General features: G+C 57.4%; 10 protein-coding genes and 1 tRNA gene. 3 read left to right on the plus strand and 8 right to left on the minus strand.

Annotated features, from left to right (window positions below):
• Positions 1–160: 160 nt before the first annotated feature.
• The 4 genes from gcvP to hscB all read right to left on the minus strand — a co-directional run bounded on the left by gcvP (position 161) and on the right by hscB (position 5,354).
• Positions 161–3,013, minus strand: a complete 2,853-nt coding sequence (gcvP, locus tag EZJ17_RS02660; RefSeq protein ID WP_067442602.1) for an aminomethyl-transferring glycine dehydrogenase — start codon at positions 3,011–3,013, stop codon at positions 161–163.
• Between the two features lie 492 nt (positions 3,014–3,505).
• A complete protein-coding gene (gene recX / locus EZJ17_RS02665; RefSeq protein ID WP_067442600.1) occupies positions 3,506–3,967 on the minus strand; it encodes a recombination regulator RecX in 462 nt (153 codons plus the stop codon).
• Positions 3,954–4,652, minus strand: coding sequence for a phosphoglycolate phosphatase (locus EZJ17_RS02670; RefSeq protein WP_067442598.1), 699 nt, complete (start codon positions 4,650–4,652; stop codon positions 3,954–3,956). The genes recX and EZJ17_RS02670 overlap by 14 nt, the downstream gene beginning before the upstream one ends.
• Positions 4,653–4,853: 201 nt before the next feature.
• A complete protein-coding gene (gene hscB, locus EZJ17_RS02675) occupies positions 4,854–5,354 on the minus strand; it encodes a Fe-S protein assembly co-chaperone HscB (protein WP_067442596.1) in 501 nt (166 codons plus the stop codon).
• Positions 5,355–5,557: 203 nt separating this feature from the next.
• On the opposite strand from hscB, the gene prmA reads away from it, so the two are divergent.
• On the plus strand, positions 5,558–6,451 hold the full coding sequence (gene prmA, locus EZJ17_RS02680) for a 50S ribosomal protein L11 methyltransferase (protein WP_067442594.1): 894 nt from the start codon (positions 5,558–5,560) through the stop codon (positions 6,449–6,451).
• 251 nt (positions 6,452–6,702) lie between these two features.
• The gene (locus EZJ17_RS02685; RefSeq protein ID WP_067442592.1) at positions 6,703–7,518 is read left to right on the plus strand and encodes an MJ0042-type zinc finger domain-containing protein; all 816 of its coding nucleotides are present in this window, start codon (positions 6,703–6,705) and stop codon (positions 7,516–7,518) included.
• A gap of 1 nt (position 7,519) precedes the next feature.
• On the opposite strand, the gene EZJ17_RS02690 is transcribed toward EZJ17_RS02685, so the two are convergent.
• On the minus strand, positions 7,520–7,774 hold the full coding sequence (locus EZJ17_RS02690; protein WP_067442590.1) for a hypothetical protein: 255 nt from the start codon (positions 7,772–7,774) through the stop codon (positions 7,520–7,522).
• A 160-nt stretch (positions 7,775–7,934) separates the two neighbouring features.
• Between EZJ17_RS02690 and EZJ17_RS02695 the strand changes: the two genes are divergently transcribed.
• Positions 7,935–8,011: transfer RNA gene (locus tag EZJ17_RS02695), tRNA-Arg, on the plus strand.
• Positions 8,012–8,158: 147 nt separating this feature from the next.
• On the opposite strand, the gene EZJ17_RS02700 is transcribed toward EZJ17_RS02695, so the two are convergent.
• The 3 genes from EZJ17_RS02700 to EZJ17_RS02710 form a co-directional block, all read right to left on the minus strand.
• On the minus strand, positions 8,159–8,818 hold the full coding sequence (locus EZJ17_RS02700) for a protein-L-isoaspartate O-methyltransferase family protein (RefSeq protein WP_067444488.1): 660 nt from the start codon (positions 8,816–8,818) through the stop codon (positions 8,159–8,161).
• 141 nt (positions 8,819–8,959) lie between these two features.
• Complete coding sequence (locus EZJ17_RS02705) at positions 8,960–11,242, minus strand: NADP-dependent malic enzyme (protein ID WP_067442586.1); 2,283 nt, start codon at positions 11,240–11,242, stop codon at positions 8,960–8,962.
• Between the two features lie 440 nt (positions 11,243–11,682).
• Positions 11,683–12,450, minus strand: a complete 768-nt coding sequence (locus EZJ17_RS02710; RefSeq protein ID WP_067442584.1) for a class I SAM-dependent methyltransferase — start codon at positions 12,448–12,450, stop codon at positions 11,683–11,685.
• Positions 12,451–12,578: the final 128 nt, after the last annotated feature.

The following is a 12,578-nucleotide window of genomic DNA, read 5'->3' on the forward strand; positions in this document are numbered from 1 at the left end:
TGCGCCCATATTGCTTACTGCTTTGCTGCTTTGTACGTAAAATGGGCGTAGTCATGGCTAGTTTCTTTGGTTTTATTTCGCTTTACATAAGGATAATAAAGGCTACCTGAAAATTTGATTTCAGGTAGCCTTTCTTTTATGGCAGGGTTAATGTCTATGTTTAGTCTTCATAGTGTTCGATACTTGGGCAAGAGCAGACCAAGTGGCGGTCGCCGTATACATCATCGATACGGTTTACGCTAGGCCAGAATTTGTTCTCGCGCACATAGGGCAGGGGATAGACGGCTTCTTCGCGGCTGTAGGCACGTTTCCATTCGCCGGTTACATCGGCGGCGGTGTGCGGTGCGTTGACCAGTGGGTTGTCGTCTTTCGGCCATTCGCTGCGCTGTACTTTCAGCGCTTCCTGCTTAATCTGTTTCATCGCAGCGATGAAGCGGTCGAGCTCAGCCTTGCTTTCGCTTTCGGTGGGCTCGATCATCAGCGTACCGGCCACGGGGAAGGACATGGTCGGGGCGTGGAAGCCGTAGTCCATCAGGCGTTTGGCGATGTCCACTTCGGTGATGCCGCTTTCGGCCTTGAGCGGGCGCAGGTCGATGATGCATTCGTGCGCCACGCGGCCGTTTTTACCGGTGTAGAGCACCGGATAATCGGCGGAGAGCTGCTTAGCAACATAGTTGGCGTTGAGCAGGGCGGTTTCGGTGGCCTGGCGCAAACCGTCAGCCCCCATCATGCTGATGTACATCCAAGTAATCGGCAGGATGCTGGCGGAGCCGTAGGGTGCGGCAGATACGGCACCCATGCCTACAGTAGCGCCTTCCACCGGTGCTACAACATGGCTCGGGGCAAATGGAGCAAGGTGGGCTTTCAAGCCGATGGGGCCCATGCCAGGGCCGCCGCCACCGTGCGGGATACAGAAGGTTTTATGCAGATTCATATGCAACACGTCGGCGCCCACTTCGGCCGGCTGCATGATGCCGACTTGGGCGTTCATATTGGCGCCGTCCATATACACCTGGCCACCGTTCTCGTGGATGATGCGGCAGATGTCGCGGATGCCTTCTTCATACACGCCGTGGGTGGACGGGTAGGTAATCATCAGCGCGCCCAGTGTATCTTTATACTGTTCGGCCTTGGCTTTCAGGTCGGCAATATCCACGTTGCCGTGCTCGTCGGTATCCACGATCACAATCTGCATACCGGCCATGTGGGCGGTGGCGGGGTTGGTACCGTGGGCAGAGCGTGGAATCAGGCACACATTGCGCTCGGGGTGGCCTTGTGCTTCGTGGTAGCGGCGGATGGTCACCATGCCGGTGTATTCGCCTTGCGCGCCGGAGTTGGGCTGGATACAGATGGCGTCAAAGCCGGTAACGGCCTTGAGCTGCTCTTGCAGGCCGTGGATCATTTCCAGGCAGCCTTGCACTTGTTCGCGCGGGGCAAATGGGTGCACATTGGTGAATTCCGGCCAGGTAATCGGAATCATCTCGGCAGTGGCATTCAGCTTCATGGTGCAGGAACCGAGCGAAATCATGCTGCGGTTCATGGCTAGGTCGCGCTCTTCCAGTTTTTTCAGGTAGCGCAGCATTTCGTGTTCGGTGTGGTAGCTGTTGAACACGGGGTGTTGCAAGATCGCGCATTTGCGTTGCAGGCTTTCAGGTAGCCTGCTGGCAGGTGCGCTTTCGGGCAGGGCAGCTGCCTTGCCGGTGAACAATTCAACCAGTTGGGCAAACTCTTCGGCGCTGGAGGTTTCGCTGAAGGCAGCGGCCAATACGTTCTCACCAATGCGCAGCAGGTTGAAGCCGGCATCCAGCGCTTTTTGATACACACCGTCGGCTTGCACCTTGCTGCCGAAATCTACGGCTACGGTGTCGAAGAATACCGAGTGCACCACTTTGCCGCCGGCAGCCTGTACCGCATCGGCAAAAGCAACAGCCAGCGCATGGATACGGCGGGCGATGCGGTTTACGCCTTCGGGACCGTGATACACCGCATACATACCGGCCAAGTTGGCCAGCAGCACTTGCGAAGTACAAATATTGGAATTGGCTTTTTCACGGCGGATATGCTGCTCGCGGGTTTGCAGCGCCATGCGCAGCGCCTGCTTGCCGGAAGCATCCACTGATACGCCGATGATGCGGCCGGGAGCGGAGCGTTTGTCTTTGTCTTTAAACGCAAAGTAAGCAGCGTGCGGGCCGCCGAAGCCCATCGGGATACCGAAGCGCTGGGTGCTGCCCAAGGCAATGTCGGCGCCCAACTCGGCGGGCGCTTTCAGCAGCACCAGGCTCATGATGTCGGCGGCTACGGCTACCACTGCGCCTTTGGCTTTCACAGCGGCAATCACATCGCCCAAATCGGCCACGTCGCCGTCTTTGCCCACATATTGGAACAGCGCGCCAAAATACTCGCCGTTGCGAGCGGTGTCGAAATTACCCACTACCAGCTCGAAATCGAAATATTTGGCTCGGGTTTTGATCACGTCCAGCGTTTGCGGGTAAACGCGCTCGTCCACAAAGAATTGGTTGGATTTGGATTTGCCCACGCGGCGCGCCATGGTCATGGCTTCGGCAGCGGCGGTGGCTTCGTCGAGCAGGGAGGCGCCGGCCAGCTCGAAACCGGTGAGGTCGATACACACCTGTTGGAAGTTCAACAACGCTTCCAAACGGCCTTGCGACACTTCGGCCTGATAGGGCGTGTAGGCGGTGTACCAACCCGGATTTTCCAGCACATTGCGCAGAATCACGTTTGGCAGGCGGGTGGGGTAGTAGCCTAGGCCGATATAGCTTTTATTGATACGGTTTTTGGCGGCGATGCCCTTAAGCTTGGCCAAGGCATCGGCTTCGCTTAATGCTTTGGGCAGCTGCAGCGAGCCGGGCATACGCACGCTTTGCGGCACGGTGTGCTCCACAAAACTGCCTATATCTTTTTCGCCCAGTGCGGCCAAAAGGGCGGCGCGGTCAGATAGGCTGAGATGGCGGCCAATAAAATCGTTGTGGTGGAAGAGTTCGTTAAACTTCATGATCCTGCATCCTTTCTGCTTGCTCGGTGGTAAGGGGGATTGGAACAGATAGTTATATTGTAGCCTAAATCAGGGTGCTTGCGGCGGATGCGGCAAATATTCTGTCATTTTCTGCAGATGGTTTTCAGGTAGCCTCAGCGGGGAAAGTGGATAGATAATTTAGATGGCAATGATTTCTATGAGTCAGAGGCGGAAGAGGTGTACGCCGTGCAGACGGAAGGGCGGATTGGGGTGCTCGGCCAGCAGGTATTCCCGCCTATTTTATTGATAATGGCGAAGTAGGCCTGTTGCTGCCGTAGCGGCAAATGATTTACAACGTTACTGCTTTAAATTGTGCTCAAAGCAAGGAAAATGGTTTCAGGTTGGCCGACAGTGAGTACGATAAGTTTGTTGAGGTTGATATTTTTCAGGTAGCCTTTCCCAGATGGGCTATGCACTGCCAAAAGGCTACCTGAAAATGCCGAACGGGTTCTTTACAGGTAGCCTTTCTGCCTACTCCTTCCACTCTTCTTCATCCTGCCAGGCCGTATCCAGCGCGTGGCGGATGGTGTCGCTGTCGAAGCCGCGGTAGGCGAGGAAACGGGCGGCGCGTTGCTGTGCGGCGAAGTCGGCGGGGGGCTGTTTGAACTTTTTGCGCAGCACGGCGCAGGCGGTGGCGCGTTCGCTGTCGCGGTCGGGCAGTGCGGCTTCGATGAGCTCGTTGTCTAGTTTTTGCTGTTGCAGGCCTTGGGCGAGGCGCAGGCGGCCGTAGCGGCTGCTTTTGCTGTATACGTAGCTTTCGGCGTAGCGCTGATCGGATTGCCAGTTGCGCTCGGCAAACTCTTGCAGCAAAGCATTGATTTCGGCGGGATCTTCGGCATAGGGCGCGAGTTTGCGCCGCAGTTCGGCCTGCGACATTTCCCGACGCGACAACAAATCTAAAGCGCGGCTGCGCAGGGATTTAACGGCGGTCATCGGGGCGCAGGCGGTCGTAGATTTCGGGCAGGGTGCTGACGATCCAATCCGGCCGGGTGGCGGGGTTTTCGGCCAGTTTGTCCATATCGGCATAGCCGTAGCGCACGCCGATGGCAAAGCAGCCGGCGGCTTTGGCGGCAAGGATGTCGTTGCGCGAATCGCCCACCATCACCATGTTTTCCGGCTTCACGCCCAATACTTCGGCAGCGTGCAGCAGCGGCGCGGCATCCGGTTTGCGCTGCGACAGGGTGTCGCCGCCCACCACGAGGCTGAACAGGTCGGCCAGGCCCAGGCGGCGCAGCAGCTCGGCGGCCCAGGCTTCGCGTTTGTTGGTGATCACGGCCAGCGGGATGCCAAGGGCTTTCAGGAGCTGGAGGCCGGTTTGCACTTCGGGGTAGATATAGGTGTGGCGGTCGAGGTGTTCGGAATAATGTTGGGCGAACACGGCGAAAGCACGCTGCCACATCTCGTCGGGGGCTTGCCCTTCCGGGTCGGCAGTGAGGGCACGGTGCACGAGCTTGCCCACGCCGTCGCCCACGTAGGATATCATCAGTTTTTTGTCGAGCAGGGGCAGGTTTTCGCTGCGGCGGGCTTCATTGGCGGCAGCGGCGAGGTCGGCAAGGGAATCGACTAAGGTACCGTCCAAATCAAAGGCGGCGGCAAGGATTTCGGGGCGGGTGTTCATGGTGGCCTCGGGGTTAGGATAAAAAAATGATGGCGGATTTTATAGTGAATTAAAATAAGAATGCTACTGCATTGGCTCGCCTTGTTGTGCTATTTGTACTGTCTGCGGCTCGCTGTCTTGTTTCATTCTTATTTTAATTCACTATAGCATGGTGCGGTGGGCAATAAGGCTACCTGAAAGTTTCAGGTAGCCTTTTAAGGCTTACAACGCGGCCTGGATTTCCTGCCGGATTTTATCGAGGAAACGGCCTTGCGGCACGAGTTCGGCGGCTTGGGCGTAGTCTGCCTGCTGAAAGGTGGTGCTGAGTTTGGCCAGCAGCCGGGCTTCTTCGGCGGCCACTTGCTTATCCAGCGCGGCGAGTCGTTCGGCAGAGTGTTCGGTGCGGGCTGCGGCCAGCTCTTCGCGCCATTCCATTTGCTGCATCAGAAACTCGGGGTCGAAGGCGGTGCGCTCTTCAGAATCGGCCTGAATGCCTTGCGCTTGCAGCAGCAAAACGGCGCGCTCCAGCGGCCGGCTGAGGCGGCGGTAGGCTTCGTTGACGGCGGCGGCCATCATCACGGCCTGCTTCTGCTCGAAGGCGGAAGCGGTGGCGGTTTTGTCGGGATGGAAGCGGGCGGCCAGTTGGCGGTAGGTTTGCTCCAGCGCGGCGGGGTCGAGGTCGAATTGCGCGGGCAAGTTGAAAAGTTGGAATTCGCGCGGCATGTGTGTGCTTTCAGGTAGCCTGTTCTAAAGATGGAATATTGTATAGGCAAACGCCAAGATGAGGCTACCTGAAAACGGCGGCAGTCGGTTTTGCTGAGGTACGCTGCATCTGCTTTCAGGTAGCCTGCAAACGCTGCCGGCTGGCGGAAGGGCGGCGGCTTGCTATACAATACGCGCCCTTACCGTTTGAAAGAAATGCGATTATGCCCTACCAACAAGCCAGTATTCCGATTGGTGCCGACCGTGCCGAGCAGTTTTCCGATGCTTTAATGGCCGCCGGCGCATTGTCGGCCGCGATTGAAGATGCCTATGCCGGCACAGACGAAGAACAGGCTATTTTCGGCGAGCCGGGCGAAGAAAACGGCCAAATTTGGCAGCGCAGCTTGGTGATTGCCCTGTTTGACGACCAATGCAACGTTGCCGCCGCCGTGGCCGCCGCGGCCAAGGAATGCCAGCTGGAAGTGCCGCCCTACCGCATCGAGCAGCTGCCGGAGCAGGATTGGGTGCGCCTCACGCAATCACAGTTTGATCCCATCCGCATTTCCGAACGGCTGTGGATTGTGCCCACCTGGCACGATATTGCCGACCAATCGGCTGTAAACCTGCGGCTTGACCCCGGCTTGGCTTTCGGTACGGGCAGCCATCCCACCACTCGCTTGTGCCTGCAGTGGCTCGATGAAAATATCCAAGCTGCCGACCGCGTGCTCGACTACGGCTGCGGCTCCGGTATTTTGGCCATTGCCGCGCTCAAACTCGGCGCTGCCGCCGCTGATGGCGTGGATATCGACGAGCAGGCTATTGTTGCCAGCCGCAGCAATGCCGAGCAAAACGAAGCTGCCGCCCGTTTTTTCCTGCCCGACGACTTGCCGGAAGCGGAATACGATGTGGTGGTGGCCAATATTCTGGCCAACCCGTTGCGCCTGTTGGGCGGCATGATGGCCTCGCGCACCAAGGCAGGCGGGCGGATTGTGCTTTCCGGCATTTTGGAAGAGCAGGCCGAAGAGCTAAACGGTATCTATAGCAAATGGTTCGATATGCAGCCGCCGGTTGCCGAAGGTGGCTGGGTGCGTTTGGTGGGCGTGCGTAAAGCCGGATAAGCCAGCTAGCAGCGCAATAGAGCCGTTTCAAACGGGAGCGAAACCAGGCAAGCCAATGCCGCATATCCTTCTTTTTTGAAACGGCTAAATTCATGGCAAATGGTTTGGCGGGAGTAGCCAGGTGGCACAAATTTCCTGCAAAATATACAAAAAACCGACAGTTAGCCGCTAAAAGGCTACCTGAAAATGGTAAAAGCGCATTAATTTTCTTAAAATAGCGGCCGAAACATCAGTATTTGGATTGCCGACACATGAAAACCGTCAAACTCAGTTGCCCCCGCTGCCAAGCGGAGAATCATTATGCCGTAGCCGATTTGCAGGCAGCCAACGGGCGGGTGCAGTGCAGCCAGTGCCGGCACGCCTTCACGGTAACGCGCAAGCCAAAAGCCCAGAGCGCGCCTGCCGCCAAAGCCGAAATTCTGCAGGAAGACGTGATTCACGCCAAAATGCCCCTGCGCGAAAAGCTCGCCCGCCTCAAACAGCAATCTGCCGCCTTGGCCGCACAGCAGGCCGGGCAGGATGCCGATGAGCCCCTGCACACCCAGAAAAAACCGCTGGCCGCCGAGCTGGACGAAATCGACAGCCGCTTGCGCCGCCAGCGCATGGCGCTGGATAACAACACCGGCCAAGCCATGCCCTTCAAATTGGCCGAAGCCGAGCACAATGCCCACAGCGCCGATGCCATCGAAGCCTTACTGCAACGCTCCGCTTCCACTCCGCCGCCCCCCGCCGTGCTGCCCAGCATCGATACCCTGCTCAAAAGTGCGCAATCTGCCGCTGCCAGCCATGGGCGAACCCAAAATATCCATATTCAAGCCGAGAGTTTGGTGTTCAATTTAGTCTCCGGTCGTGATCCCGGCGGCATCCAGCTGCCTGCCGCAGCCAAACTGCCAGCCGTTATCGACCAGCCCGCCGACAACCTGCTCTCTGCACCTTCCGGCCCCCCGAATGTTCCTGCATCTGCCGCCGCGGTGCACAGCGAATTCAACTGGACGCTGGCTTCTTTAGCCGCGCTCACTGTTTTGATTATGCAGCTGTTTTACTATTTGCTGATTATGAAGCACTAAATCACAGCACCGAATGTGAAAAGGCTACCTGAAAACTAGAAGAACTGGTTTTCAGGTAGCCTTTTATGATGCTGGAAGCAAGGGCTATGTCCTGTTTAACCAGCATAGTTTGCAGGTCTACCTTGGTTGGAATAAGCTGGATGGCGTGCGCTGCCGACTGTTGAATGGCCACCACCAAGTGCAGTTGTGTACGGCGCCGCATGCCAATCGGCAGGCAGTGCGGGCATTTGAGCGCCGGATGGCGGCGTTTTTGCAAGCGGCAGGATAGCCTGGCCGCTTGATTGATGTGCGAAATAAAGGCTACCTGAAATTTTTCAGGTAGCCTTTGTATGGAAGGACAGGCTTACAGTTTGCCGCCGGAAGGCGACAAATTTTTTGCCTTTGTGCCGGTTTTGGGTTAATCTTACGCGCTTCTCGCACCCATAGCTCAGTTGGATAGAGTGTCAGTTTCCGAAGCTGAAGGTCACAGGTTCGATCCCTGTTGGGTGCGCCAGTTATTTGGGAAGGCAGCCGGTTGGCTGCTTTTTTGTTGCTTGGTCGTTTTAAAATGGCATGATACGGTGTTGATTCACCTTATTTTTATACCAGCTGACGACTATAAATTTCAGGTAGCCTTTCCAGTGAGGCTACCTGAAAATTTTTAGAAGCGGAACGATGAGGCTTTTTTCACGGCGGGGCCGCTGAGGGCAGGGGCTACGGTATCAAACATCACGCTTTGTTCGTAGCTGTCTTCGCCGTTGCATTGCACGAGCAGGGCGCGCATTACGGGCTCTTGGCCAACGATCACCGCCATGCAGCCGCCGGCAGGCAGTTTGTTGCGCAGGGTTTCGGGCATCACGGGGCAAGAGCCGCCCACGTAGATGGCACTCACGGTGGCGATGGGTGGATTCACCAGACCATCACTGATGCGGTAGTCGATATTGGTGAGGCCAAGGCTGTCGAGCACGGCTTTGGCTTGTTGCTGCTGGGTTTCATCAGTGTCGATGGTGATGACGCGGCCAGCGAGTTTAGCCAGCACGGCGGTGGCATAGCCGGAGCCGGTGCCGATTTCGAGCACGGTGTCTTTTTTGGTGAGCTTCAGGCCTTGAATCAGGCGGGCAACCACTTTGGGCTCGAGCATGGCGCTGCCGTTGGGCAGGGGCAGGGAGAGATCGGCGTAGGCGTAGGCTTGCTGTTCGGGGGCAACGAATTGTTCGCGCGGCACTTCGGCCAAGGCGTCGAGAACATCGAAATCCAATACGCTCCAAGGGCGGATTTGCTGTTCGACCATGTTGAATCGGGCTTGTTCGAAAAAGTTCATTATTCTGCTCCGCAACGGGGGTGGTATGTGTTTGAAGGCTGGATTATAAGCTAATTCGGTGTTTATGGGCGGCAAAAGTGTGGCGGCAGAAAAGGCTACCTGAAATTTCAGGTAGCCTTGATTTTTACTGTTGCAGCTGGTTTAGCCTTGGCGCTGTGCATCCACGGCGGCCAGTGCCACCATGTTTACCAAACGGCGCACGGAGGCGAGCTGGTTGATGATGTGCACAGGTTTTTTCATGCCCAGCAGAATCGGACCCACGGTTACGCCGTCGGGGCTAGCGACGCGCAGCAGGTTGCAGCTGATGTTGGCGGCTTCCACGTTGGGCATCACCAAGAGGTTGGCGGCGCCTTTCAGGGCGGAATCGGGCATGCTTTGCTGGCGCAGGCTTTCCACTAAGGCGGCATCGCCCTGCATTTCGCCGTCGATTTCCAACTGCGGGGCGGCTTGACGGATGAGCTCAAGCGCATGGCGCATTTTTTCGGCACTTTCGGAGGGCACGGAACCAAAGTTGGAGTGCGAGAGCAGCGCAACCTTGGGCGTGATGCCGAAGCGTTGGATTTCTTCGGCGCACATCAGCGTGCTTTGGGCAATTTGCTCGGCAGTCGGATTGGCGTTTACATAGGTGTCGGCGATGAACAAGTTGTGGCCGCCGAAAATCAGCGCGTTCATGGCGCAGGCGGTGTGGTCGGGGTTGTTGTAGCCGACAACGTTGGAAACGATGCCGAGGTGGTGCTGGAAATGGCCGACTGTGCCGCACACCATGGCATCGGCATGGCCGAGCTGCAGCATGAGCGCGCCGATGAGGGTGGTGTTAGCAAGCACGCGGCGCTTGGCCAAATCGGGGGTGATGCCGTTGCGCTGCTGCAGGCGGTAGTATTCCTGCCAGTATTCTTGGTAGCGCGGATCGTTTTCGTTGTTCACGATTTCGAAATCGCTGCCAGGGCGGATGGTGAGCCCCATTTTTTGGATGCGCTCTGCGATTACGGCGGGACGGCCGATGAGAATCGGCGAGGCCAGCTTGGCAGACGCAATCTGTTGGGTGGCGTGCAGCACGCGCTCGTCTTCGCCTTCGGCCAACACCACGCGTTTGAGGGCTTGGCGCGCTTGGGCGAAGATGGGTTTCATAAACAGGCCGGATTTATAAACAAACTCGTTCAGTTTTTCTTCGTAAGCGGCAAAATCGGCAATCGGGCGGGTGGCCACGCCGGAATCCATGGCGGCTTTGGCTACGGCAGGCGCTACACGGGAAATCAGGCGCGGGTCGAAGGGTTTGGGAATCAGGTATTCGGGGCCGAATTTCAGCTCGGCGCCGGTGTAGGCGGTGGCAACTTTGTCGTTTTGCTCGGCCATGGCCAAATCGGCAATGGCGCGCACGGCAGCCAGCTTCATTTCTTCGTTGATGGTGGTGGTACCCACATCGAGTGCGCCGCGGAAGATGAAGGGGAAGCAGAGAACGTTGTTCACCTGGTTGGGGAAGTCGGAACGGCCGGTGCCGATAATCACATCGGGGCGGGCGGCTTTGGCTTCCGGCGGCCAAATTTCGGGCTGCGGGTTGGCCATGGCCAGCACGATGGGCGAAGCGGTCATTTGCTTGAGCATATCGGTGCTCAATACATTGGGGCCGGAGAGGCCGAGGAAGATGTCGGCGCCGGGCACGGCATCGCCAAGATTGCGCCAGCCTTTGTCTTCAATGGCATAGCGCACTTTGCTGGCATCCATGCGTTCGCGGTCTTCGCGGGTTTGGTAGATCACGCCTTTAGAGTCGCACACGGTGATGTTTTCGCGTTTCATGCCCAAAGCCACGAGCAAGTCGAGGCAGGCAATGGCAGCCGCACCAGCACCAGAGCATACCAAGCGCACTTGGCCGATATCTTTGCCCACCAGGCGCAGCCCGTTGAGAACGGCGGCGGCGGTGATGATGGCCGTGCCGTGCTGGTCGTCGTGGAATACCGGGATTTTGCAGCGTTCGCGCAGTTTTTTCTCAATGTAGAAGCATTCGGGCGCTTTGATGTCTTCCAGGTTGATGCCGCCGAAAGTAGGCTCGAGCGAGGCGATGATGTCCACCAATTTTTCGGGGTCGGCTTCATTGATTTCGATATCGAACACGTCGATGCCGGCGAATTTTTTAAACAATACGCCTTTGCCTTCCATCACTGGTTTGCTGGCCTCGGCACCGATATTGCCCAAACCGAGCACGGCCGTGCCGTTGGAAACCACGGCCACCAGGTTGCCGCGTGCGGTGTATTTATAGGAATCCTGCGGGTTGGCTTGGATTTCCAGGCAGGGAGCGGCCACACCCGGAGAATAGGCCAGCGACAGGTCGTGCTGGGTGGCCAGCGCTTTGGTGGGGGCTACCTGAATTTTGCCGGGCTGCGGATATTGGTGAAAATCGAGGGCGGCTTGTTTCAGCATATCGTCCATGGAATATAGATCCTTTTTTTGAGGGAGTGGATGGGGAGCGGCCTTGAGGCTGCCTGAAAGCGTGAATTCCAATGAGGCCTATGCTTTCAGGTAACCTTTTTTGAGCTAATTTAGATTTGGAGTGTTTGTGAGCCCCTCCACCTCCCGCAAGCGGGTGGAGGAGTTTGGAACTCCTGGACGCTGGTCCGGTGTTTGTCCCGCTTGTACATATAGTCGAATTGCTGAAAAACCGTAACGGTGTTGTGCTGCCTGACCGGACCCCATAAAAATCACCATGCGGTTTTTATGGGAACCTGCCGTGCTACCTGTACTGTCTGCGGCAGCGCGCCTTGCTACGCTTCTTTTCAACTATAAAATGCGGTTTGCCAAGTATTCGCCGGAAGTTTTTTGCTTACGGCGGGGAATGCTGGCTGATGATGCCGCGTTTGTCGCGCCGGAGCTCAAGCGCGGATTCCCTTTACAGCGTGGGCGCGGGCAGTCACGTGGATGCTGCCGTCAGGTTCGGCAGGCAGGCGTTCTTGTAATGCCGCGCGTACTGCCGCCTGCATGTCTGCCGGTAAGGCGGCAAAGCGGGCACCGATGCTGGCGCTATCGGCCAGTGCCTGCCAGTAGGCGGCGAAATCGGGATAGCGTTGGGCGACGGTGAAAGCGCAGGTTTCCACTTCTTGCAGGCCGGCCTGCTCCCACAAGGCCTGCAACTGCGCGAGTGCGGTTGTTTCATCGGAGGCGGCTCGGTCGGGCTGCACGCCGCAGTCGAGCAGGGCGGCAAAAGCGTCGGCGTAGGGGAAGCCATGCGGCAAATCCCAAATGTAGGTGGCAATCATCCCGCCACTGCGCACCACGCGCTGCATTTCACGCACGGCTTGCAGCGCATCAGCGAGAAAGACGATAACCAGCGCCATTGCGGCAGCATCGAAACTGCCAGTGGCAAAGGGCAAGGCGTTGGCATCGCCGTGGTGCAGGGCGATTGTCTGCGGCAGACGCTGTCGTGCGTGGACAAGCAGTTCCGGCGAGATGTCGATGCCGTCCAGTCTTGCCGGTTGTGCCTGTTGCCACAACAGTTCGCTGAATATGCCGCTGCCGCAGCCGTTATCCAGCCAGCGCAGGCCGTGCGGTTGTCCCAGCCAGTCTAAAAATTGTTCGCCTGCCGCGCGGCTCCAGCCGCCCATGTAGCGTTCGTAAGCGGCGGGATCGTTGAATTGGGCCATTATAGTGTGTTAGAAGTAGTGTGTTATAAGGGTATAGTTTTGCATAGATAACTGGTTGCCCGCCCTACCTGCTACGTTTGTCTACCGGTGTTCCTGTGCTGCGGCATCCCAGTGGTAGATTTTCTATC

The organism is Eikenella exigua (assembly GCF_008805035.1).
GTDB lineage: Bacteria > Pseudomonadota > Gammaproteobacteria > Burkholderiales > Neisseriaceae > Eikenella > Eikenella exigua.

Coding starts and splice junctions, on each gene's coding strand:
- gcvP (WP_067442602.1), bottom strand. CDS start 3,013: ATGAAGTTTAACGAACTCTTCCACCACAACGATTTTATTGGCCGCCAT.
- recX (WP_067442600.1), bottom strand. CDS start 3,967: ATGACCGCCGTTAAATCCCTGCGCAGCCGCGCTTTAGATTTGTTGTCG.
- EZJ17_RS02670 (WP_067442598.1), bottom strand. CDS start 4,652: ATGAACACCCGCCCCGAAATCCTTGCCGCCGCCTTTGATTTGGACGGT.
- hscB (WP_067442596.1), bottom strand. CDS start 5,354: ATGCCGCGCGAATTCCAACTTTTCAACTTGCCCGCGCAATTCGACCTC.
- prmA (WP_067442594.1), top strand. CDS start 5,558: ATGCCCTACCAACAAGCCAGTATTCCGATTGGTGCCGACCGTGCCGAG.
- EZJ17_RS02685 (WP_067442592.1), top strand. CDS start 6,703: ATGAAAACCGTCAAACTCAGTTGCCCCCGCTGCCAAGCGGAGAATCAT.
- EZJ17_RS02700 (WP_067444488.1), bottom strand. CDS start 8,818: ATGAACTTTTTCGAACAAGCCCGATTCAACATGGTCGAACAGCAAATC.
- EZJ17_RS02705 (WP_067442586.1), bottom strand. CDS start 11,242: ATGGACGATATGCTGAAACAAGCCGCCCTCGATTTTCACCAATATCCG.
- EZJ17_RS02710 (WP_067442584.1), bottom strand. CDS start 12,450: ATGGCCCAATTCAACGATCCCGCCGCTTACGAACGCTACATGGGCGGC.